19 protein-coding genes are annotated in these 23348 nt (G+C 33.9%); 9 read left to right on the plus strand and 10 right to left on the minus strand.

All coding sequences use genetic code 11. From position 1 onward, the window contains the following. Window positions 1-26 precede the first annotated feature (26 nt). Window positions 27-1094 (plus strand): sensor histidine kinase, encoded by a 1068-nt coding sequence (locus PL77_RS30990; RefSeq protein WP_052444687.1) that lies wholly within the window; start codon window positions 27-29, stop codon window positions 1092-1094. Further along, window positions 1091-1819, plus strand: coding sequence for a LytTR family DNA-binding domain-containing protein (locus PL77_RS24155; RefSeq protein ID WP_044211165.1), 729 nt, complete (start codon window positions 1091-1093; stop codon window positions 1817-1819). Before PL77_RS30990 ends, PL77_RS24155 begins: the two co-directional genes overlap by 4 nt. A gap of 67 nt (window positions 1820-1886) precedes the next feature. Here PL77_RS24155 and PL77_RS24160 read toward each other — a convergent pair whose 3' ends face one another. Next, on the minus strand, window positions 1887-2672 hold the full coding sequence (locus PL77_RS24160; RefSeq protein WP_044211224.1) for an SDR family NAD(P)-dependent oxidoreductase: 786 nt from the start codon (window positions 2670-2672) through the stop codon (window positions 1887-1889). A 236-nt stretch (window positions 2673-2908) separates the two neighbouring features. Here PL77_RS24160 and panB point away from each other — a divergent pair, with 236 nt between their 5' ends. Both panB and PL77_RS24170 read left to right on the plus strand, forming a co-directional pair. Then, complete coding sequence (gene panB, locus PL77_RS24165; protein WP_044211167.1) at window positions 2909-3727, plus strand: 3-methyl-2-oxobutanoate hydroxymethyltransferase; 819 nt, start codon at window positions 2909-2911, stop codon at window positions 3725-3727. A gap of 33 nt (window positions 3728-3760) precedes the next feature. Continuing rightward, a complete protein-coding gene (locus PL77_RS24170; RefSeq protein ID WP_044211169.1) occupies window positions 3761-4462 on the plus strand; it encodes an RluA family pseudouridine synthase in 702 nt (233 codons plus the stop codon). A gap of 501 nt (window positions 4463-4963) precedes the next feature. Here PL77_RS24170 and PL77_RS24175 read toward each other — a convergent pair. Continuing rightward, a complete protein-coding gene (locus PL77_RS24175; RefSeq protein WP_044211170.1) occupies window positions 4964-5698 on the minus strand; it encodes a head GIN domain-containing protein in 735 nt (244 codons plus the stop codon). A gap of 308 nt (window positions 5699-6006) precedes the next feature. On the opposite strand from PL77_RS24175, the gene PL77_RS24180 reads away from it, so the two are divergent. The 4 genes from PL77_RS24180 to creD all read left to right on the plus strand — a co-directional run bounded on the left by PL77_RS24180 (window position 6007) and on the right by creD (window position 9989). Beyond that, on the plus strand, window positions 6007-6612 hold the full coding sequence (locus PL77_RS24180; RefSeq protein WP_044211173.1) for a hypothetical protein: 606 nt from the start codon (window positions 6007-6009) through the stop codon (window positions 6610-6612). After that, window positions 6609-6899 (plus strand): transcriptional regulator, encoded by a 291-nt coding sequence (locus PL77_RS24185; RefSeq protein WP_044211174.1) that lies wholly within the window; start codon window positions 6609-6611, stop codon window positions 6897-6899. The genes PL77_RS24180 and PL77_RS24185 overlap by 4 nt, the downstream gene beginning before the upstream one ends. Before the next feature lie 202 nt (window positions 6900-7101). After that, a complete protein-coding gene (locus PL77_RS24190; protein WP_082026711.1) occupies window positions 7102-8565 on the plus strand; it encodes a B12-binding domain-containing radical SAM protein in 1464 nt (487 codons plus the stop codon). A gap of 68 nt (window positions 8566-8633) precedes the next feature. Beyond that, window positions 8634-9989, plus strand: a complete 1356-nt coding sequence (gene creD, locus PL77_RS24195; RefSeq protein ID WP_044211175.1) for a cell envelope integrity protein CreD — start codon at window positions 8634-8636, stop codon at window positions 9987-9989. A 104-nt stretch (window positions 9990-10093) separates the two neighbouring features. Here creD and PL77_RS24200 read toward each other — a convergent pair whose 3' ends face one another. After that, complete coding sequence (locus tag PL77_RS24200; protein WP_052444688.1) at window positions 10094-11818, minus strand: lysophospholipid acyltransferase family protein; 1725 nt, start codon at window positions 11816-11818, stop codon at window positions 10094-10096. A gap of 595 nt (window positions 11819-12413) precedes the next feature. Here PL77_RS24200 and PL77_RS24205 point away from each other — a divergent pair. Then, window positions 12414-13262 (plus strand): flavin reductase family protein, encoded by an 849-nt coding sequence (locus tag PL77_RS24205; protein WP_044211178.1) that lies wholly within the window; start codon window positions 12414-12416, stop codon window positions 13260-13262. A 63-nt stretch (window positions 13263-13325) separates the two neighbouring features. Here the strand turns inward: PL77_RS24205 and PL77_RS24210 are convergent, their stop codons facing one another. The 7 genes from PL77_RS24210 to PL77_RS24240 all read right to left on the minus strand — a co-directional run bounded on the left by PL77_RS24210 (window position 13326) and on the right by PL77_RS24240 (window position 23339). Next, the gene (locus tag PL77_RS24210) at window positions 13326-14096 is read right to left on the minus strand and encodes a phosphosulfolactate synthase (RefSeq protein WP_044211180.1); all 771 of its coding nucleotides are present in this window, start codon (window positions 14094-14096) and stop codon (window positions 13326-13328) included. A 250-nt stretch (window positions 14097-14346) separates the two neighbouring features. Next, window positions 14347-15741 carry a tetratricopeptide repeat protein gene (locus PL77_RS24215; protein ID WP_044211182.1) on the minus strand — a complete coding sequence of 465 codons (1395 nt, stop codon included), beginning with the start codon at window positions 15739-15741 and terminating at the stop codon, window positions 14347-14349. A 126-nt stretch (window positions 15742-15867) separates the two neighbouring features. Then, window positions 15868-16845 carry an NAD-dependent epimerase/dehydratase family protein gene (locus tag PL77_RS24220; RefSeq protein ID WP_052444689.1) on the minus strand — a complete coding sequence of 326 codons (978 nt, stop codon included), beginning with the start codon at window positions 16843-16845 and terminating at the stop codon, window positions 15868-15870. A 17-nt stretch (window positions 16846-16862) separates the two neighbouring features. Next, window positions 16863-17633, minus strand: a complete 771-nt coding sequence (locus tag PL77_RS24225) for a tyrosine-protein phosphatase (RefSeq protein WP_044211183.1) — start codon at window positions 17631-17633, stop codon at window positions 16863-16865. Between the two features lie 63 nt (window positions 17634-17696). Beyond that, on the minus strand, window positions 17697-20165 hold the full coding sequence (locus PL77_RS24230) for a polysaccharide biosynthesis tyrosine autokinase (protein WP_044211186.1): 2469 nt from the start codon (window positions 20163-20165) through the stop codon (window positions 17697-17699). A gap of 24 nt (window positions 20166-20189) precedes the next feature. Then, window positions 20190-21140 carry a polysaccharide biosynthesis/export family protein gene (locus tag PL77_RS24235; RefSeq protein WP_044211188.1) on the minus strand — a complete coding sequence of 317 codons (951 nt, stop codon included), beginning with the start codon at window positions 21138-21140 and terminating at the stop codon, window positions 20190-20192. Window positions 21141-21305: 165 nt separating this feature from the next. Continuing rightward, window positions 21306-23339 carry a cytochrome c biogenesis protein CcdA gene (locus PL77_RS24240; protein ID WP_044211189.1) on the minus strand — a complete coding sequence of 678 codons (2034 nt, stop codon included), beginning with the start codon at window positions 23337-23339 and terminating at the stop codon, window positions 21306-21308. Window positions 23340-23348: the final 9 nt, after the last annotated feature.

The following is a 23348-nucleotide window of genomic DNA, read 5'->3' on the forward strand; positions in this document are numbered from 1 at the left end:
TTACTATGAAATAGCTATTAAATAAAATGCAGAAGCAGGTCAATCAGGTTCCATTTATTCTAACCACCCTGGTGTGGTTACTTTTATTCTCCATGCCTTTGTTGTTTGGGGATTATGAGAACGGAATAAAATGGAATCACATTCAGAAAATTTGGGCAGAGTATGCAGTGTTGTTGATGGTTTATCTTGTCAATCACTTTTACTTTATGCCAAAATTCTTTTTCAAAGATAAAAAGGTCAAGTACTTTATTCTTGTTGGGGTAAGTATTGTCACTTTATCTGTGGTGGTGTATTATCTGCACACCTATTTTGAAAATCAGCGTTTGCCAAGGATGAGACCTAGAGAGCATTTTCCCCCTATACATCCTCCCCATCATGAAATAATTAGACAGAAAGAATTTGTGCCTCCATATGCTAATTTTATTATCCTAAGTATTCTGTTGATTGGGTTTGATTCTAGTCTTTTATTTTTCAGTAAATGGACGAAATCGGAGCAAAATAAATTGAAGGCAGAGAAGGAGAATATCGCTAACAAAATGGCTTTCTTGAAGACCCAGATCAGTCCGCATTTCTTTATGAATACTTTAAATAATATTCATGCATTAATTGATTTTGATAAAGAAAAAGCGCAGGAAGCGATCATTAGTTTATCGCATATGATGGACTATATGCTCTATGATTCGCAATCTTCAAAAAGTTCTCTTTCTGAGGAAATTAATTTTATAAAAGGTTATATCGATTTGATGAAATTACGTTTGATGGATGATTTCGATCTAAAAGTGGAAATTCCTGATGAATTGCCTCAAGTAGAAGTGCCTCCTTTGTTGACGATTTCATTAATAGAAAATGCATTTAAGTATGGCGTAAGTTATAATGAACCTGCTTTTATTCATTTGAAATACGCCATTGAAAATAATCAATTGCATTTCTTTATTTCTAACAGAATACATCAGCATCAGAAGAAAAATAAAGGATCTGGAATTGGATTAGCAAATACAGAAAAAAGACTGGACCTGCTGTTTGGTGATGTTTATTCTTTAGATATTAATCAGGAAAATAACATCTTTACTGTAAACCTAAAAATCCCGTTATGATTAGATGTATTGCCATAGATGATGAACCTTTGGCGTTAAAGCAAATCCAAAGTTATGTGGAGAAGATTCCTTCTTTTCAATTGATAAAAACATTTACGAGTGCCATCAATGCTATTCAATTTTTGAATGAAGAAGAGGTAGACTTGATGTTTGTAGACATCAATATGCCGGATCTTTCAGGGATGGAATTTGTAAAATCATTAACCAACCCTCCGAAAGTGATTTTTACCACAGCTTATAGAGAATATGCGGTAGAAGGTTTTCAAGTGGATGCGGCAGATTATTTGGTGAAGCCTATCTCCTTTCCTGTATTTTCAAAGTCGTTGGAAAAAACGAAATCGAGGTACTTTTCTGAAACAAAACCTATTGAAGAAACTGAATCTACAGTAAAGAAAGAGAGCGATTTCCTGTTTATCAAAACGGATTATAAGATTGTCAGAATAAAGTTTGAGGAGATAAAATACATTGAAGGGATGAAGGATTATATCCGAATACACCTTGTGGAAGGTAAGCCTTTGATGATTTTATTTAGCTTGACGAAAGTAATGGATTTTCTTCCTTCAGAGAACTTTTTGAGAGTGCACCGTTCTTATATCGTTAATCTGAATGAGATTGTGAGTATAAGTAGGAATAGAATTTACTTTGAGGGGGATGTTGTATTGCCGGTGAGTGATCAATATAAGGATAGCTTTCAGGAGTTTATAAATAAGCACTTTTTGAAGTAGTTATTTCCTTGTGATTTTTATAGACCTTTGGTCATGTGGCTTTGCGGGTAGACACATAGGTCAACCCCTACGAGGAGCTGACTAATTTTTCGAATACCTTCGGTAAAAAACGTTTGATTAATACGGCCATTTTTTCTCTTGGCCTGCCGATTACCACTTCACTTTTTCCGTTTGTGACTGCTTTTACAATATCTTGAGCGGCTTTTTCAACCGTAATTCCTTCTTTTCCTTCATCCAAATGCCCTTGTGTTGAACCATCACCCAAAAGAGCATTTTTGGCGAGGTCTGTTTTTACATACCCCGGTAAAATATTGGTAATTTGAAGATTGGGAATGATATTTTCAGCTCTTAAAGAATCAAAGAAACCTAAGAGTGCATGCTTGGAGGAAGAGTAAGCTGTTCTTTCAGGAACACCGAATTTTCCTTGAACACTATTGATAGAAACAATAATAGGGTTTGAGACTTCTCTGAGGTAAGGTAATGAGGCTTTGGTAAGGTACAGTGGACCCCAGAAATTGACTTTAAAAATTTGTTCAAAAGTGTCGTATGAAGTTTCTTCAAAACCGGCTCTTTGACTGATTCCACCAATATGAAATATACAATCAATCTTTTGATAAATGGAATAAGCTTCCTTTGCTTTTTGATGTAAAATTTCTTTATTATCGGCAAGGTCTAGAGGTAAAATACTAACCTCTACTTTAGGGTCAATATTCTTTTTTACTTCCTCTAATTTCTCTTGGTTTCTAGCTGAAAGTATCAGCTTTGGGAATTGCTGACTCAGTAGTAATGTTACCGCTTTTCCAATGCCAGAAGATGCCCCAGTAACCCAACAAACCTTGTTTTTAAACCTCATTTTTTTATCCATGCCCGAAAATACAACCAATATTTAAATTAAAGGAATGTGTAAACAAAAGTTCAAGTTTCAATAGCAGATCGTTTTATTTTGAACTATTGACAAAAAGTAAGACAAAGATCATCTGTTGGAGAAGGTTAGTGGATCTTAATCACTGTTATGAATCAACAGATACTTCGTATATTTGCAAATCAATTTAACTAGATAGAGGAATTCATTATTAACATAAAAATCAAATGTCAGTCCATAAATCAGATATAAAAAAGGTTACTACACATCAATTAGCAGCAATGAAAGAAAGAGGTGAGAAAATATCTATGCTTACCGCTTACGATTATTCTATGGCTAAGATTATTGATGGTGCAGGTATTGATGTTATTTTAGTAGGTGATTCGGCATCCAATGTGATGGCAGGTAACGAAACAACTTTACCAATCACTTTAGATCATATGATTTATCACGCTACTTCTGTAGTCAACGCTGTTGACCGTGCGTTAGTAGTGGTGGACATTCCTTTCGGTAGCTACCAAGGTAGTTCAACTGAAGCATTGCGCTCTGCGATCCGTATCATGAAAGAGTCAGGCGGACATGCTGTAAAAGTTGAAGGCGGAAAGGAAATTGAGGATTCTGTAAAAAGAATTTTATCAGCTGGTATTCCAGTGATGGGACATTTGGGATTAACACCTCAATCTATTTATAAGTTTGGTACGTATACAGTAAGAGCAAAAGAAGAAGCTGAAGCTCAGAAATTAATTGACGATGCCAAGCTGTTAGAAGAATTAGGATGTTTTGCCTTAGTATTAGAAAAAATCCCTTCAGCATTAGCAGAAAGAGTTGCAAAAGAGTTGACTATACCGGTGATTGGTATTGGTGCTGGTTCTGGAGTGGATGGACAAGTATTAGTTGTTCATGATATGCTAGGTATTACACAAGACTTTAAACCACGTTTCTTAAGGAGATATGCCAACATTGGCGGTATGATGACAGAAGCAGTTCAGCATTATATTCAAGATGTAAAATCGGTAGATTTCCCGAACGAAAAAGAACAATACTAATTCATTTTTGAGTTAGTCTAAAATTTCGAAACTATGAAAATCGATCAATCACAAGTCATCTATGAAGACAATCATTTAGTGGTTGTGAATAAAGCTCCAGGTATTCTTGTACAAGGGGATGAAACAGGTGATGAAACTCTTTTAGATATTGTAAAAGAGTATATCAAAGAAAAATACAATAAGCCTGGTGCTGTATTTTTAGCACCCGTTCACCGTTTGGATAGACCTGTAAGTGGTGTTGTTGTTTTTGCCCGTACTTCAAAAGCGGCGGAAAGAATGGCGAAGATCTTTCAAGATCATAAGATTACTAAAAAATATATCGCTCTAGTTGGTAAAAAGCCTCAGTACGATGAGGACACGATGATCAACTGGATGAAGAAAGATCCGAAGAAGAACCGTTCTCATGTTTATCAATCTGAGAAAAAAGGTGGTAAATATGTAGAAACCTATTATCAGTTACTTGGAAGAGTGGGTGATAATTACTGCTTGGAGGTAATTCCTAAAACAGGTCGTTCGCATCAGATCCGTGCACAACTAGGAAACATTGCTTCTCCAATTGTTGGTGATATGAAATATGGTGCTCCAAAAAGAATCATGAAAGGTAAATTGATTTTCCTTCATGCCAGAGAATTGGAATTTGAACACCCAGTGAAAAAAGAGCCTGTACGTTTTACAGCAAAACTGCCTGATCATGATGTGTGGAGAAACTTCACAGAAATGGCAGCAAGTATCTAATAAAAGAAGATACTTATTCACATAATAGTAAAAACCTCTGTGTTTTCAGGATTGGAAATGCAGAGGTTTCTTTATTTTATCAACATTGTTGTTGGTAACCTCTGTTGATAAGTACAATTGTGAATAAGTCTTGTTTTTGTGGATAAAATCAATGATTTAAAATCAAAAAATGGAATGTTAGTAATGTGAATAACTTAATTCACACTCTTGAGTAAATGATTTAAATATTTAATAATCAACCACTTATTGTGTTGGTAAGATTTTGAAAATCTACTTATTCACATTAATGTGAGTTTCTTAAGTGTAGTAAAATCAAAAGAGATCTTATTATTGATTGCTGTTTTTAAGTTTTCAGAAATAGTAGAATGTTGGTAAGATGGCATTCGTGAAATAATAGATATTCACACCTAAAAAACAGAATGTTTTAAAATGAAAAACCCTAAGCTTGTTGAACTTAGGGTATCAATTCTTAATAAAGTGTGAACTCTCTTTTCAATATAATTATAAAATAGAAGTAGGATTACCTCCCACTTTTACTGTTCCACTACCAGAATTTCGAATATATAAGACACCATCACAGTGTACATGTACATTTCCTGAGCCTGAATTTGTTACACTAACATCTTTTGAAATAAGCTGATCAGCATTCAAATCTCCAGAGCCATCCAATTTTGCATTCAATGTATTATTTGTTCCATATAGAGAAATGTCTCCACTCCCGGCTCTTGTTGCAGTCACAGTATTTGTTGAAATTTTTTCAACATTAATATTTCCTGAACCATCAAGTTTTAGATCAATAGTATTGGCAACATGTGAAGCATCTTCAACAACGATATCACCACTACCTGCTATCTTAAGTGCCAATTCATCAGCGTTAAGATTATAAACAACTGCCTTTCCACTCCCATTTACATTTACTCTATTTAAAGTAGCAACGTTAAGATAAAGTTTGAAGTCATAGTTCTTGAAATTCTTTTCAAAGTCAATGATTAAAACGCCATTACTAACATTGTAGGATAAATGATCCATTACTTCTTGTTGCGTCACTACAGTTGCAGATTGATTATCACTTTGATCTATCACAACTTCACCTGCCACGTTTAATTCAATTCCAGTAATTGTTTCTTCGATGTCTAAATCAAATGTCTTCTTGGGTGAACCGGCCACATTTTCAGAGATATTACAACTAGAAAATAAAACAATTGAACTAAGTAGAATTAAAATTAAGTTTCTCATTTTTTATAGTTTATAAAATAATTATGGTTTACATCATGATGACACGTTATAAGGGATTCACCCCTATTGTAAGGTTGAAATTATTTTGAATAATTAGATTACTATCAGATTATCAGTGTATTAATTTCTGTTTTTAAAACGATTTAGGCTGTATATCAGTTTTACATAAAAAGGGGAAATAGTGACAAGAAATGTTTTTTTATAGTATAATTTATCTTGAAATGCAGTGATCAATGAGCATTGTTTTTCTTGTTGAATTTTGAATAATATAAATTTATTTACTTACTTTGAAATACAAAGTACTTTTTATGAAAGAACAAGATTACATCAACGACTTAAAAGAAATCAAGGATATCATGAACCGTTCATCTCGGTTTATCTCCTTGAGTGGCCTCTCTGGAATCAGTGCTGGGATTTGTGCATTAGTAGGAGCATACTTCGCTTATGATATTCTTTATAATATCGGATATGAGAGAAATATTATTAGTGAGAAGAAGATAGATGCCCTTATCATCACCGGTGCAGTAACATTATTGGCGGCGATTGGTTCTGCTTTATATTTTACATTTTCTGAAGCAAAGAAAAACGGTCAGAAACTATGGGACCTTCAAGCAAAAAGGTTATTGATTAATTTGATGATACCATTGGCAACGGGCGGTTTACTGACATTGGCATTGGTGGCAAAAGGATTTATTGGTTTGGCTGCTCCTCTTACTTTGATTTTTTATGGGCTTGCACTCGTGAATGCTAGTAAATATACCATCTCAGAACTACGTGGTCTTGGGATAATTGAAATAATTTTAGGACTTTTGGCGACGCAATTTATTGGATACGGTTTATGGTTCTGGACAATAGGCTTTGGATTCTTGCATATTGCATATGGTCTATACATGTATTTTAATCCTCAAAAGTGAAAGACTTATTAAACAATTTAAATAAAGCATTTGAAAATAAAGTTCGATTGGGAATTATGGCGGCACTTGTTGTAAATGAGTACCTGGATTTTAATTCCCTCAAAGAACTGCTCGGTGTCACAGATGGCAACTTGGCGAGTCACTTGAAGTATTTGGAGAAGAATGAGTTTGTTTCGGTAAGAAAAGAGTTTTTGAACCGTAAACCCAATACCAAATATTCTGCTACCAATGAAGGGAAAGTGGCTTTCCAAAAACATATTAAAGCCATTGAAGATTTACTAAAATAAAAAATTTTAAACTATTACTTTGTATTTCAAAGTACTTTTAAATTATACAATTATGTACAAAAACTTATTTCGAAGAGAAGAAAAAATACTCAAAAGAAGGTTAGATAAAGTGGTACTTCAATTGATGCTGAGGCATTGGCTCTCATTTTAATATAAAAATTTTATTCATTCACTTTGTAATTCAAAGTACTTTTAGAAAACTATGAAAGTAAAAATGATATTGCCAGCATTGGCAGAAGCTGAAAGTCCTTTTTGGAGACCAATCAAATACTCTTTATTTCCACCATTGGGTTTAGCCACTTTAGCTTCTTATCTCTCTTCTGAAGATGAAATTGATCTTCAAGATCAGCATGTAGAAACACTGAATCTTAATGATGAGCCCGACCTTGTAGTCATTCAAGTTTATATTACCAATGCGTATCGCTCCTATAAAATTGCTGATCACTACAGAGCAAAAGGAGCTTATGTGGTACTTGGTGGTTTGCATGTGACTTCTCTTCCTGATGAAGCGGCACCACATGCTGATTCTCTTTTTTTAGGCCCAGGGGAAGAAACTTTTCCTCAATTTCTTAAAGACTTTAAAAATAAAAGACCTCAAAAAAGGTATTTCTCATCCGTTAGAACGCTTGTTGGAGCTCCGCCGATTAGACGGGACTTAATTAAAAGGGAATGTTACCTCGTTCCTAACTCAATTGTAGTGACCAGAGGTTGTCCTCATCATTGCGATTTCTGTTATAAAGACGCCTTTTTTGAAGGAGGAAAAGGCTTTTATACGCAACAAGTGGATGACGCCTTGGCAGAAATTGACCGTTTGCCAGGTAAGCATTTGTACTTTTTGGATGATCACCTTTTAGGTAATGCAAAGTTTGCCACTGAATTATTTGATGGAATGAAAGGAATGAACAGAGTATTCCAAGGAGCAGCCACAATTGATTCCATTTTAAGAGGAAACCTAATAGAAAAAGCAGCGGAAGCTGGTTTAAGAAGCTTATTTGTAGGATTTGAGACCTTTTCCCCAGAAAACTTAAAGCAAAGCAACAAAAAGCAAAACCTACAAAAAGACTATAAGAAAGCAGTTCAAAGACTACATTCTTTAGGAATTATGATCAATGGCAGTTTCGTTTTCGGGCTGGATGACGATGACAAAGATGTGTTTAAAAGAACAGTAGATTGGGGCGTAGAAAACGGAATTACTACTTCTACTTATCATGTTTTGACGCCTTACCCCGGCACTAAACTCTTTAAAGATATGGAAAGCAGTGGCCGTATCATTACTAGAAATTGGGATATGTATGATACCAGAAATGTCGTTTACCAAACCAATAAACTAACGGCTCAGGAATTAAAAGAAGGTTATGATTGGGCGTATAAAGAGTTTTACGCTTGGTCCAATATTCTAAAGGGAAGTCTCAGTCATGATGCACATAAGCACAAACTAAAACATTTGCTGTACAGTGGTGGATGGAAAAAATTTGAACCGCTTTGGAACTTCATCATTAAATCTAGAAATCTCAATAACATGCTTCCACTTCTAGAGTCAATTTTATCAAAAGTGAACTATAAAGAAAACAATGTAATGGAGCTGATTAGACCAAAGCAAAGAAGCATTTCAAGGCGTCCGAAAGTAATTATTAAGGCTTTGAATAAGCAAACAACAGTCTCATAGACTAAAGCATAACACTTTTAAAAACGAGTTAAAAAATTACTCATCAAATATATTTTTATCTAATTATTATGGAACAACAACAAAATCAAAAGCCTCAAAGAAGTTGGGCAAAGAACACAGTAATGGTCAAAGTGGGCATAATTACTATTCTAATGCTGTTATTATTAATACCACTTTCTATGATTGAATCCATTATTTATGAAAGGGAAAATATGAATAGAAAAGCCATTAAAGAGGTGTCTTCAAAATGGTCAAATGAACAGGTGGTGAAAGGGCCAATTCTAACAGTTCCTATATTGATGGAAAGAGAAAATCAAGAGGGAGAAGTGATAGAATACACACAAAATTGGTATCTATTACCTCAGGAATTAAAGATTGATGGAAAGGTGGATCCGAAATCTTTGAACAGAGGCATTTACGATATCATTGTTTATACATCTAATATGGATTTGAAAGGTCAGTTTGATTTAAAATCAATTCCAAGACCTGCTGATTTCAAAGAAATACTATTAGACAAAGCATTTTTAACAGTTGGCATTAATGACTTAAGAGGTATTAAAAATCAAATTAAAGTCAAATGGAATGATACAATTTTAGACATTGAGCCGGGTAGTAAAATCCCTTCATTAGTTGAAAGTGGTGTGACTATACCTGTTGATCTTTCTAAAGATAAGAATTCTAAATATGATTTCAGTTTCAATCTAATCCTTCAAGGAAGCAAGAATCTGTCTTTTATTCCGCTAGGTGCAACAACAGAAGTCAGTATGAATTCAAAATGGGACTCACCAAGTTTTGTCGGCAATTTTCTTCCTGATACTAGAGAAGTGACAGAAGAAGGTTTTTCGGCAAAATGGACCGTATTACAATTGAATCGTAACTTTCCATTGCAGTGGATGGCAGGAGAGTTTAAACAATTCAACAATCTTGATAATACCGCATTTGGTGTGGATTTATTGATTCCAATCAACGATTATCAAACTTCTATGCGTTCTGCTAAATATGGAGCCATGACCATTGCTTTGACCTTTTTGATTTTCTTTTTAGTGGAAGTGATTAATAAAACAAGAATTCACCCTTTACAATATGCCATGGTGGGGATTGCCCTCTGCTTGTTTTATACATTATTGGTATCGATCTCAGAACACAGTTCTTTCAACCTTGCTTTTGGAATTGCTTCTGTAGCTATTGTAAGTATGATTTCATTATACTCCTTGAGTTTATTTAAAAACAAGAAACTGTCATTAATGTTGATGCTGATCTTATTCGGAATTTATACCTTCTTATTTATCACATTACAAATGGTAGATTATGCCTTGTTGATGGGAAGCATTGGATTGACAATAATTTTGGGAGCGACAATGTTCTACACAAGAAAAATCAATTGGTATCAGTTGAATTTATCAACAGCAGGTAGCGTAAGTTAATTTTTGAGAGGATAAAAAGACCAGGCCAAAATAATCAGCCTGGTCTCTGTCATGTTGAACGATTTGAATAAGTATTTGATCTGTTTGTTCTCAGCGTCAATTACTTAATTTAATTGATTGGTTACTTTTTGCGGTATATTGAGAACATCGACCAGAATGAACCCATCTAAACAATTATTGAATTTTGGATCGATATTGAAACCAATAATCTTTCCATTCAATTTGATGTATTGACGGATCAGGACTGGAACTTTGTATTTTTTAGAATCAATTTCCACTAATAATTTGTCTAGTTCATTGATGTTGAAATATTCTTTATTGGTCAACTTATCAATGTATTCCTGTACATTAGAAGTGATTTTATATTTCTTTCTTGGTTTAATAAGGTGAGAAAGTTCGTGGTTGTATAAGAACTTATGTGAGTAATAGATTATAGCATCTTTTGATGCATCAGAATAGTCATTACTAATACTGACCGACCCAAACATATATCTATAATGAGGATTTCTTTTTAGATAAATATTGATCCCCTTCCAAAGAAAAAATAACGGGAAAGCATCTTTTTGCTTTTCTTTAATCACAAAAGATCTACCCAATTCAATTCCTTGTCTTAATATAGGTTTGAAACCTTCTTTATATTTGAAAAGAGTATTAGTATAAAAACCTTTTTTACCTACATATTCCATTATTTCATCGCCTTTACCGATTCTGTAAGAACCGATTATACGACTTTCTTCCCTATCCCAAATGAATAAATGCTGGTAATATTCATCAAAGCGATCAAGATCAATGGAGTGGTTGGTCCCCTCTCCTACATCTCTAAAAGTCTTCTCTCTAAGTCTACCAATCTCAAGAAGGATATAAGGAATCTCTTCAGACGGGCTGATATATACATCATATTGTTTTTGACTGAAAAGTAGTGATGAAGAAGATAAATCTTTGATTTCTCCTTCTAAGACATCTTTTGGAATAGGTTGAAATAATGGTTCGGCCTCAGTTTTTACCTTTTTGTTTGGTTTCAGAAATTTTTGAGATTTTAGTCCTTCCCCTAATAAGTAAGTTTTATTTCTTAAGAAAGAACTGATTTCCTCAATTGTTTCGTGTTTTTGGTATTCTTTAGGTTGTATGGGTTGACCAATTCTGATTTTGATTTTGTGTCCCTTCTTATTTAAAAATTCTTTTGGGATCTGCATCGTTCTTAATGAAGGGTGCACTTTGCCTAACAAGTGGAACATCCAACTGTTCACCCCATGGAAATATATTGGAACGATAGGTACATTTGCATTTTGAATTAAGCGAATAGACGATTTTGTCCAAGGTCTATCTTCTATTCTTTTATTACTATTATAATAAGTAGAAACTTCACCTGCTGGGAAAAGACCAATGGAGTTACCTTCTTCTAATGTTTTCAACACTTTAGAAAAAGCATTTAGTTTCTTTTTACGAAAAGGATCAACACTGATAAACAAATCTTGAAAAGGTTTCATGACCTCCAAAAAATGGTTGGCTGTTACCTTAAAATCAGGTCGTACCTTGTTCATCATCTGAAGTAATAATACCCCATCAAGCAATCCATAAGGATGATTGGAAATACTAATAAATGCTCCTTCTTTAGGTATTTTAGCGAGATCTTCATCACTGACTTCAAAAGAGATATTAAGCATATCCAATGCTTTTTCAATCAATTCAATCCCCTCAAAACGAGATAGTTTAGTGTACATCTCATTCATTGCTGAAAGCCCTAAAGTTTTCATGATAAGCTCAGTGACTAATTTATTAGTACCAAGCTCCTGCATCATTGTTTTAGTTGGTATTATTTCAGTTTGCATAACTTTTATTTCTTTTCGAAAAGGTAGTCACTTCATTTTATCTGAAAGTTATTTTAAGCTTAATTCTATTTTGTTTTTAGGTGAATTAGAAGTTACAACTTCATTTTAGGGTAATAAATAGAGAGTTGTTAGATATTAATCAAATAGTCGTTTTTTTGTACTATTTACTTTACTTTGTTAAGTGCTATCAATCAATGAATTATGAAAAATCATGCTTCAAATATTTAACTTATAAAATCAAAATAGTGATCTGAATTTCCTAAAAATAGCTTTTATAATATTTGATCATGCAAATAGAAGATTTTGTATAAAACCCATATTAATATATTTATGATCAATGTTATCAGTAAGGAGATACCTGTAGCTATGAGATGGTTATAATTATTTCAGAATGAGTAATAATGAAGTACATTGCACCTTTTTAGTACATTTGTGTGAGCAAATTAAAGTAAATTTGCAAATCCAAATATATGTTGAGTCGATCTTTTTGAAAGTGGTGGGTTGATCAAGTTTAATTCAAAAAAATTGACTTTTTCTTTGAGAAATAATGGATTACTGATACTTTGAGGTCATCATACAAAACACCAATAAACACATGAAAACTTTTACTCCCTCTGAGGTAACTACAGCACAAATGCATGGTTACTTGTTAAATGCTATTGCACCTCGTCCAATTGCTTTTGTAAGTACAGTTGATGATGAAGGCAATGTTAATTTGAGTCCTTATAGCTGCTTTAATTTTTTTGGAGCCAACCCTCCTATTTTAGTTTTTTCACCCACAAGAAGAGTGAGAGATAATACCACAAAGCATACTTTGGACAATATTTTGGCAACTAAGGAGTGTGTCGTCAATATTGTGACTTATGATATTGTAGAACAAATGTCACTATCCAGTACCGAATACGATAAAGGCATCAATGAATTTATCAAGTCTGGTTTAACAGAAGTTCCATCAGTAGACGTAACACCACCAAGAGTGAAGGAGTCGCTGGTCCAATTTGAATGTAAACTTCAGCAGGTTATTGCGATGGGAGAAGAAGGTGGAGCAGGAAATTTGGTACTATGTGAGGTGATCAGAATACATGCAAATGAAAGTATACTAGATGAAAAGGGCATGATAGAAGGTTTCAAATTAGATTTAATGGGAAGAATGGGTGGAAACTATTATGTAAGAGCATCAGGAAATGCATTAATGAGTATTGAAAAACCAATTAGAAAAAAAGGAATCGGAATAGATCAGCTTCCCCTTCATATTGTTGAAAGTGAAATATTGACAGGAAACCAATTAGCAAAACTTGCGAATATAGAAGCTATACCATCTATTGAGTCTTTAGAGCATATAGAAATTCCTATGATGGATTCTAGAGAAAATAATCACATTTTGGCGGGTAAATTATTAGATAAAGGAATGGTAGAAGAAGCTTGGAAGGTACTGTTAAACTAAAAAAGAATCCCCTCTTACGGTTTTTACACTGTAAGAGGGGATTCTTCATTATAAAATTTAAGCTTACTTCCAGCCTTCGTTTAAGAAATCATGGAAAGTATCGCCTCTTAAACCTAAACGGATAGTTTCTAAAGGAATTACTTCTTTAGGAGCAATATTACCAAGGTTTACGTTTGTACCGATCAACTTGATAAACCAAACTTGTTGAGCTTTTTGAGGAGCTTCCCAAATAATATTTTCATAAGGGATTTGTGTTAAGATTTCCTCTACTAAACCAGATCTCACCTCACCTGAAGAACGGAACAAACCAACGTTTCCACCTTCACGAGCTTCACCAATAACTTTCCAAGCTCCAGCATCTAATTCTGCACGCATCAATTCGATCCATTTGTATGGAGGAATGATTTTTTCAGCATCTTTAGAACCTACTTCAGAAAGTACTGTTGCTCTTTGAGATAACTTGTTGATGTACTCACATTTTACGTCGTGAGCCATATCCATTGAGCCATCCGATACCTCTGCAAAGTCCAAACCGAATTTGTCCATTACTCTAAGGTAATCTTCGAATTGATTTCTGATTACAAAAGCCTCAAATAATGTACCTCCTAAATAAACGTTGATACCCGCTTCTTTGTAAAGGTTGATTTTATCTTGAAGCTGAGGAGTTACATAAGAAGTAGCCCATCCTAACTTTACTATATCAATGTAATCTCCTGATATAGACAAGACGTCTTCAACTTCACGTAAAGACATACCTTTATCCATTGCCATTGTTAAACCTTTGTTTCTTGGTTTAGCACTTCTTTCAGGAAGATTATTTAAAACGTAATTCATTATCGGACGATTTGAAATAAAAAAAACCGACTTATTATGTCGATACATTTTTAATTGCTTACTAAGTGCATTCAAACATAATACACAATAAGACGAGGCGCAATTTCGTAAAACTGAATCGCTTATAGTGTATATTTATGTTAAAAAAATAAAATATTAATGCTAATTATCAATTAATAGTAAATAGCTCACCAAAATGATTAGATGAAATGTAAAAAAAATCAAATCAAAGATAAAGAACCATGAAAAGTTACTTTTTTCGAAAGCTTTGAATCGCAGATTCTAGTATTTTTTTCACGGTGTTATTCGGAATAAAATCTACTAATTCGGTATGCGCATCATAATTTAGCCTCAATGCGGTTTCAATATGTTTGTAGGCATCTTTTAGCTTTCCAGAAAGCATATAGTAACCCGCTAACCTGTAGTGAATGGAATGATTTTCCTCTAAGTGTTCAAGTGCTCTTTTCAGTACTTTTATTGCTTCCTCAGTTTCATTTTCATTATAATAAACCATTGACCATTCTATCCAAGCCTTAGATCTATGAGGGTTAATTCTACAGCTTTCCTCAAATGCTTCTATACTTGAAACTAAATTTCCCAATGCAGCTTCTGCTAGTGCTAATGAAAACCAATACTCATCATAAAATTTATTCAGCTTTACGGCTTTGCTTAAATAATGCGTAGCTTCTAAGTAATTTCCTAATAGGCGGTGATTTTCTCCAATTCCAAACCAAGCTTCATCATAATTTTCATCGGTTTCGATGGCCTTTTTGAAGTAGCGGATTCCAACATTATAGTCTTTCATCAATTCCGCCGACGCTCCCAAATGACAATATAGCTCTGCTGAAGGTTCATCCGAATGCTGTAAAGCTTCCAAATATCCTCTAAATGCTTCAGCATATCTTTTGAGGTTCATGTAGCAGTGTCCTATTTGCATATGAGCACTCTCAAAAGAGTCATCAATTAAAATAGCATATTCAAATGCCTTAAGAGCATCATCATATTCTTTAATTTGACTGAAATAAACTCCTAGGTTATACCATGCATCTGTATTGTAGGGATCATTGTCAACAAACTTCTGGAGGAAGTCTTGGAGTTCCTTTGTTTGATGAAGCTGTACGCTACAGTCTACTAGCTCGTAGATGGTATTTTCATGCGACATATCGCTTTCAATGGATTTTTTAAAAGCTTCTACAGCCTGCTCAAATTCATTGATGGATTGCAGTGTAATACCAATGTTGTAATATATGTCGGCTGGATTTTCTGCATATGGGAGTGCATTTTCAAAGCTGCTTATGGCTTTGTCAACCTCTCCTACGATCGAATGCAGAGATCCTTTATGAAATAAGACATTGAAGTCTGTAGGTGCAATTTGCAATGCTTCATTAATTGCAGCAAAAGCATTTGTATAATCACCAGAGAAGGCCAAAATCCTTGCTTGGAGTACTTTAATCGTACTTGTAAAAGGATAAACGCTATTGGCTACCTCGCATGCTTTAAGTGCTTTTTTTATATTGAAATTAACAAAGTAGTGTTCAATGATATCTTCAAAGGTACTTAGGTCAAAAAATTCTACTCTTCCCTCCTGTTCCATTAATTCAAATTTTTCTAAAGCACTTTGTATGTTATTTTGACTATCGGGCATCTTGAAGTTTTTAAATAGAAAGTTCTTTACAATATCGTAATAAATATAATGTAAAATTGTTAATAGACTTCTATTTGTGTGAATTGTATTTAATGGATTAAACGACGTATAGCGATCGATATTTCCCTATTGTTTTGAATTAATCCAAAGCATTGTTTCTTCTAAAGAATGGAAATTAATATTCAACTTTTCTACCGCTTTGGTATTTTGATATTGATATGTAGAAAACAACGTATTGATAAGGTCTTTTGTGAGAGCATTTTGTTTATTACTGAAAATAGATAAGATTTTCTTGATGTAATAAATAAACAATACAGTGGATCGAGAGATGCTTTTGACTGGAGGGTTTACATTAAGTTGTTTGCTGATGATAGTTAATGCTTCTTTGAAAGGAAGGTTAGCTGCATTTAAAATAAAGCGTTCTCCAGTAATAGGAAGATTTAGAACGTTAACTACGCCTTGAGAAACATCTCGAACGTCTACAGAAGAAAAAAGTCCGCTAGGGTAAAACTTAACACCTTTTTTGATGTAATTAAGAATAGATAGACTACTGCGTTTGAAATCACCTACTCCAAAAATTACGGAAGGGTTTAAGATAACCATATCTAAACCTTCTCTGAAACCTCTCCAAACTTCTTGTTCCGCATTGTATTTTGAAATAGCATATTGAGACATACCCTTTTCGCCCGTCCATTTAGATGATTCGTTGATATGATCTCCAAACTCTGGAATACCTAGAGCGGCAATTGAACTTATAAAGACAAATTTTTTGATGTTGGATTGTAAAGCAATATTGACAAGATTGGCAGTCCCATCTACATTAACAGCACGTAGTTCTTCTCTTGAGGTATTAAAAGAAACAATGGAAGCAGCATGTACAATGTACTCCACTTCTTGCAGTACTTCGGATAGTTTACTGGGATCTAACAAGTGAACATCTACCCATTCTATCTGATCACTTTCGTTTTTAAGAAAAGATTTATCATTTTGAATGCCGTTCATAGCCATGACTTGAGCACCTTCTTTGAGCAAGGCTTGAATGATATATCCTCCTACAAAACCGGTTCCCCCAGTTACAAAAACTTTTTTCCCTAGTAGTGCCAAACTTTTATCTGTTTCTTTTAAAAAGTTGCAATTTGATTGTTTTTCAGGTTCAAACCTAATGATTTATTATAATAAGATGAATTGAGAACCTTTTTTAACCCTTCTAAATGTTTCGGTTTATGACAGTCAGTTCCTATAAAATCCACTAAATTATCATCAATAAGTCTTTCAGCAATATTTTTTGACTTTGAGGAGTAATACCCTAGTAAAGACAGGGCATTGATTTGAAGCATAGCTCCAATGTCTTTCCATCTTTTGATTTCTTCGTAATCATCAAAAACATAGGAATACCTTTCAGGGTGTGCAATAATAGGTTGGTATCCCTGAGAAATAGCCATGAAGATTGCTTCGTCAATAAATAAACAAGGATTGATAAATGATGTTTCGATTAGTAAGTAGTTTTTACCAAAAGTTAGAAATGGTTTTTTATTTCTTAGGTTTAAAAGAAAGCCATCGTCAAGGTAATATTCAGCTGCAAATTCAATTGTAATATCGATGTTTTCTTTGACTATCTCTTTTTTAACAAGATCAACTTTTTTACCAATTCCCTCAGGTGTATTTTTATAAAAATCACTCATAATATGTGGAGTTGCCACTAAGTGTTTATAACCTAATTGATGAAGCCCTTTGATAATGGCCATTGATTCTTCTAAACTTGAAGCTCCATCATCAAGTTCAGGTAAAAAATGAGCATGCATGTCCATGGTAAGAGCAGGACCTTGAGGAGTGGTAATGACCTCTTTAATTTCTTTTTTATTGGTGGAAAAAAGACGTGAAAACCAACTCATAATAAAAACTTTAAAACAATTGAATAATTACTAACCTATATATAGAACTACGTTTTTTGTGGATTATTTTTTCTTTTTCTTAAAAATTTTCTTCCAGAATGGTTTTGATTTAGCATCAAAGTACGCAGCATCTTCAGGGTTCAAATCAGATTCATAGCCATAGGTATATCCATAGCCAAAACCACCAGCACTGTAAGACATCGTTCCGTATCCATAGCCGTAACCACCGTAACTTCTTCTATCAGGAACGGAATTAAGAATAAGTGAAATATTTTTAAACTTCCCTGATTTATAAAGGTTATCAGCATTATTGATAAAGGATACCTTAGAGTAATCAGCCCTTAGAATATAGATAGGGTGAGTAACATGTTGCATGATAATCATTCCATCTGTTACAAGGCCAATTGGAGGTGAATCCAGAACGATAACATCAAACTCCTTCTTTAAGTTCTCTAAAAACGTTGAAAAGTTTGTGGACATCACCAACTCTGATGGGTTAGGCGGTATAGGACCTGCACTGATATATTTTAGGTTATGTACATTAGTGTCTTGCAAACAATCTTCTATGGTAGTTTGTCCGATTAAAATTGAAGAAGAACCTTTGATATTGTTACCTCCAAAAGCAAGGTGCACTTTCGGTTTTCGAAGGTCTAGGTCAACCATGACAACTTTCTGTTCAGCCATGCCTATGATACCCGCAAGGTTGGAACCGATAAAAGTTTTTCCTTCACCACTTATCGTTGAAGTAACGGAGATAATTTTGTGTTTGCTGTCTTTATCAACATCATTGATCATGAAGTTCAAATTGGTACGAACAGATCTAAACGCCTCACTCATTGTGGATTTTGGATCATTTGATACGACCAACTTGGATACAGCCATTGTTTCTTTGGTATATTCAGGGATTAAGCCAAGAATAGGCATATTTGTTCTCCTTTCCAGGTGTTTTAGTCCGCTGATTTTATCCATTCTTATATAAACAATTAAGATCAGGATAACGGATAAGAAAACACCAACGGCTACACCTACACCATAGATAAACATTATTCTTGGTGCAATAGGAACTTGACTAGCGTTAGGAGAGTTGATGACCGCAGAACTTTCAATTGTACTAGCTTGAGCCATACTAACCTCGATCATTTTATTGGTTAGGAGGTCAAAAATATTCGTATAAATTTCTACTCTTTTTTCAATTTTTTTAAAGTCAGGGTCACCTCCAATATTTTGATAAAAAACATGTTTTAATTTACCAATCTCCCCTTGAAGTTCTACAATATTTTCGGTTAGGAATTCTTCTGCAAACTTAATGGATTCAGCGACTTCAAAACGTAATTTTTTGTATAACTCAAGTTTAGCATTACTTGCAACTGTTTTCTCAGTATATGAGTTTTTTATCCTATTGGCTTGTGCTTCTAGTTGAGCTAACTCACTTAAATTGGCTGCAATATTTCCATCTGTTAGAATTGTTGCATAAGCTTGTATGTAGACTATACTACTATCGGCTTCCAAAAAATGTCTCAACTTTTGATATTTCTTTCGTTCTCCTCTAAGTTCATTGAGAGATTTTTCAAGTTCTTGAATGTTACTTACAATAGGACCTGCATCCATGTATGAGGTAAGGTCTTTATTGTAACTAATCTGTCTTAACTTTCGCTCTTGTAGTGAGAGAGAATCTTTGGTAAGATCAGCTTGTTTATACAGATAATCAAGTGCTCTTTCATACACTAAAGCTTTACTTTCTCTTGATAGCTGACTGTAGGCTAAGTTGATTGCGTGTAGTACTGCAATTGCTTTTTCTCTATTACCAGCAGTAAAGGAAATTTGTATGGTGTTCGCTTTAGGGTTAAATACCTGAACGCTGATATTTCGCCTCAAGAAACCTACTTGTGAAGATCTTGAGTTGATGATGAAGGAGTAATTGTTATTTAATGTTGACTTTGATTTTGCATCAATGACAATACTTGCACCTTCTAAGAATAAAGGTTTTCCAGTGAATCCTTCAACAGTATTTTTTCCTTTGTTATAGGTTAGTTTGTATCGCTTATTGTCTTCAGAGAAATTAAGATAAATTACTTTATTGACTAATGATGGAGTTTTACTTGTAGGGAACGATACAGAAAAAGGTACATTTCTACCAAATAGTTCAGAGTCTCTAATTTCTCCTACAGAATAATAACTCAATTTTAAATCAATTAACGAATCGAGTACTCGATTGTAAGTGACACCTGATGTAATTAATGCCATCTCACTTGCTAATTTATTATCATTCAGAGAATTACTTGCAAGGCCAAATTTTTCTGCAAACTCTTGTGAGGATGATGTAAGCTTAACTTGGTTTATTGTTGTTGCTTGATATATACGCGGAGACCAACGAATATATAAATAAGCACATATTGAAGTGAGAGAAATAAGCAAAAGCACCCAAATGATATTTTTCTTGACAACATATTCTAGTTTGTCAAGATCAATACTATCAGTTACACTTCCTTCTTCTCTATCGAAATCGTCAAATTCTTTATCAAAATCAGTCATTGAAAGACTTTTATTTTTTTATGATTAATTACCCGTAGATATCTGCTGTATCAATAAATATAGAGAAACTACACTTGATATAACACTAACCATGAGAGTAACATCCTGTAAGTTTCTTGTATCAGACTTTCTTCTAGGTTCAATATAAATTACATCATTAGGCATTACATGTAAATTCGCTTTTGCCATGCCTTGTATTGTACTTAAATCAATAAGCTGAACCGCTGGTTTATTTAAGCCATAAACAGGATCAGGGCGTATCATTCTAATATTGGTAGCCATAATGTCATTCTGTACAGGAATACCATTACTGTTGCTATTACCATTATTTTGCCCACTTAGAGTAGCTTGCGAAATTACATCTAATAATGTCATATGTTCAGAACGTAATGGAATAATATTAGCTCCAGTAGCTCCCATTACTATTACTTTCTTATTAATATAGTTTGTTACTACATAGGGATCTAAGTAGAATTCACTATATTTTTTTGCTAACACTTTGTTCGCTTCATCGAGTGTTAACCCGACTAAATTAACAGGACCAACTAAAGGAAGTACTACAAGGCTATCAGACTGAACCAAGTAATTTTTTGGCTCATCACCATTTTGTCTAATATTCATATTAAAAACACTGTTGGGATTTTCCAACATGTTGCCATTATTGCCACCGCCAAGGTTTCCTCCTGAATCATTTTTTTTTGATATCTGATCAGGCTGAAGATAATCTCCATTAGGGTCAACTATTGCTTCTCCATTATTTGTGAAAACAGACATTGCTATTTTATCATCAACATTGATGACGTAATTATGAAGGGCAGATTGTTGTGCATCCAGAAAAACTTCCTCATTGATACTTGTATCTGTTTTAAACAAAATACTCTTCTTGATAGAACAAGAAGATAAACTGATTAACAGAAGTAGTGTGATTGTGGATGTAAAATCAGATAGCTGTATAACCTTTTTGAAATGTTTCATGTTTAGTTACATCAATAGCTTATTTAGCGAAATAATAAATCGAATAAGCTTAGAAAAAATAGACACTATTGCCTTGTAGAATTAAATTAAAACCAAAAATAATAAAAAAGGCCTACTCTCAGAATAAATTTCAAAGAGTAAGCCAAATTCTATCTATTAATTGTTTTATTTCTTAAATGACTTTACGCCTTCATCTAAGAAGTTGATAAAGTTTTCAACATTTAAGTCATAAGCTTTTGCAGGAGGCATTAAATCACCGTTGTCATTTAACAGGCAATAATAAGGTTGTGCATTACTGTTGAACTTCGTGATTTGGAAGTCAAAGTTTTTTGCTCCAATTGTCTTTTTCACATTACCATCAAATGTTGATGTTACCCATTCATCTTTTGGTAATTTAGTAGGATCATCTACATATAAAGCAAGAATGATATAATCTTCTTTTAAACGCTTCAATACTCTAGGATCTGACCAAACATTATCTTCCATTTTACGACAGTTAGCACATCCATGTCCTGTAAAGTCAAGGAAAATAGGCTTGCCAAATTTCTTAGAAGCTTCTACCGCTTGATCATAATCAAAATACCCTTTTAGACCGTGAGGCAAATGAAAGATGTCTCCGTATTTGATTGGGTAAAGCATATCCTGTTTTTCTGAAGAAGCATCAATAGACGCGTTAGCAACTTCATCACGGATAATCGATTTTAAATCAAAAGTATGATGTGTTTGTGGAGGTAAAATACCCGAAAGCATTTTCAAAGGAGCACCAAATAATCCAGGGATTAAATAAATCACAAATGAGAATACAATTGTAGCTAAAATTAATCTTGGAGGACTGATGACGTCCATTGGAGAATCATGTGGTAAACGGATTTTACCTAATAAATAAAGTCCTAACATCATTGAAATAGCAATCCAAATTGCTACCATGATATCTTTATCTAAAACACCCCAGTGATATACTAAATCTACTGTTGATAAGAATTTGAAAGCTAAAGCTAATTCTACAAAACCTAGTACCACTTTTACTGAGTTTAACCACCCACCAGATTTTGGTAGTCCGTCCATTAACCTAGGAAATAAGGCAAACATTGTAAATGGTAATGCAAATGCTGAGGCAAACGCTACCATTCCGAAAATAGGTTTAAAGTAAGCCCCTCCAACCGATTCGATTAATAAACTTCCTACAATTGGTCCTGTACAAGAAAAAGATACCAATGCTAATGTAAACGCCATAAAAAATACAGCAGCTAAGCCTCCTTTGTCAGCTTGTTTGTCCATCTTATTAACCAGCGAACTTGGTAATGTGATTTCAAACATGCCGAAAAATGACATAGCAAATGCTATAAAGATAATGAAGAATAGAATATTAGGAATCCAATGTGTCGAAAGTGCATTAGCAATACTAGCGTCTCCAGTAAGTGGAGCTAGTACAGCACCTACAAAACCATAGATAGCAATAATTGAAAATCCATATAGGAAAGCTTTTGCTTTACCCCCACTTTGATTTGTAAAGAATGATACTGTTAAAGGGATCATTGGGAATACACAAGGAGTAAATATTGCAATCAACCCAGATAGGAACGCTGAAAGCATAAAACCAAATAAGCTTTCCTCAGTGTCTTGTCCACTTGAAGAAACAGCTTTGATTTCACCTTTTTCAACTTGCTCTACTTTTATTTCCTTCTTTATTTCTGTATCAACAGCTTCTTCAGCTTTTGCAATTTTAGCATCACCGAATGTAAAATCTTTACTTAAAGGAATACACTGTCCTGTTTCATCTGAACAACTTTGCCCTGATATACTTGTTACAATCTTAAATGGGACTTCAAGAACTTTTAGGGTTTGAGTGAATTCACCGTGCTTTTTAAAATAAGTAATATCACCTTCCCAAAGTTCATCATATTTTTTCTTTGGGTTGACAGGAGTAAATTCTCCAGCAACTTCAAATGTATTGTTTAAAGTGTATTCTACTTCAGTAAGCATTGGTCCTAGGTCAGGATCAAAATCTGAAGAATAGAGATACCAACCTTCTTTAATTTCCGCTTTATAAGTGATAGTAATAACTTCTCCCTTTTTTGGCGAATTGTTTGAAAGTTCAGCACTCCACTTGACTGGGTTAATCAACTGGGCGTTTGTAGTAGATATTATTCCTATAAGGAACAATCCTATTAGATAAATTGATCGAAAAAATGTGTTCATGTTGTTATA

The sequence above is a fragment of the Flammeovirga sp. OC4 genome, from assembly GCF_000812565.1.
Classification (GTDB): domain Bacteria; phylum Bacteroidota; class Bacteroidia; order Cytophagales; family Flammeovirgaceae; genus Flammeovirga.

Bases quoted from the DNA above. Each gene is read 5' to 3' on its own strand.
- PL77_RS24210 (WP_044211180.1), bottom strand. From the start codon at position 14,096: ATGAATTACGTTTTAAATAATCTTCCTGAAAGAAGTGCTAAACCAAGA.
- PL77_RS24215 (WP_044211182.1), bottom strand. From the start codon at position 15,741: ATGCCCGATAGTCAAAATAACATACAAAGTGCTTTAGAAAAATTTGAA.
- PL77_RS24190 (WP_082026711.1), top strand. From the start codon at position 7,102: ATGAAAGTAAAAATGATATTGCCAGCATTGGCAGAAGCTGAAAGTCCT.
- PL77_RS24155 (WP_044211165.1), top strand. From the start codon at position 1,091: ATGATTAGATGTATTGCCATAGATGATGAACCTTTGGCGTTAAAGCAA.
- PL77_RS24180 (WP_044211173.1), top strand. From the start codon at position 6,007: ATGAAAGAACAAGATTACATCAACGACTTAAAAGAAATCAAGGATATC.
- PL77_RS24175 (WP_044211170.1), bottom strand. From the start codon at position 5,698: ATGAGAAACTTAATTTTAATTCTACTTAGTTCAATTGTTTTATTTTCT.
- PL77_RS24200 (WP_052444688.1), bottom strand. From the start codon at position 11,818: ATGCAAACTGAAATAATACCAACTAAAACAATGATGCAGGAGCTTGGT.
- panB (WP_044211167.1), top strand. From the start codon at position 2,909: ATGTCAGTCCATAAATCAGATATAAAAAAGGTTACTACACATCAATTA.
- PL77_RS24230 (WP_044211186.1), bottom strand. From the start codon at position 20,165: ATGACTGATTTTGATAAAGAATTTGACGATTTCGATAGAGAAGAAGGA.
- PL77_RS24235 (WP_044211188.1), bottom strand. From the start codon at position 21,140: ATGAAACATTTCAAAAAGGTTATACAGCTATCTGATTTTACATCCACA.
- PL77_RS30990 (WP_052444687.1), top strand. From the start codon at position 27: ATGCAGAAGCAGGTCAATCAGGTTCCATTTATTCTAACCACCCTGGTG.
- PL77_RS24205 (WP_044211178.1), top strand. From the start codon at position 12,414: ATGAAAACTTTTACTCCCTCTGAGGTAACTACAGCACAAATGCATGGT.
- creD (WP_044211175.1), top strand. From the start codon at position 8,634: ATGGAACAACAACAAAATCAAAAGCCTCAAAGAAGTTGGGCAAAGAAC.
- PL77_RS24160 (WP_044211224.1), bottom strand. From the start codon at position 2,672: ATGAGGTTTAAAAACAAGGTTTGTTGGGTTACTGGGGCATCTTCTGGC.
- PL77_RS24240 (WP_044211189.1), bottom strand. From the start codon at position 23,339: ATGAACACATTTTTTCGATCAATTTATCTAATAGGATTGTTCCTTATA.
- PL77_RS24225 (WP_044211183.1), bottom strand. From the start codon at position 17,633: ATGAGTTGGTTTTCACGTCTTTTTTCCACCAATAAAAAAGAAATTAAA.
- PL77_RS24170 (WP_044211169.1), top strand. From the start codon at position 3,761: ATGAAAATCGATCAATCACAAGTCATCTATGAAGACAATCATTTAGTG.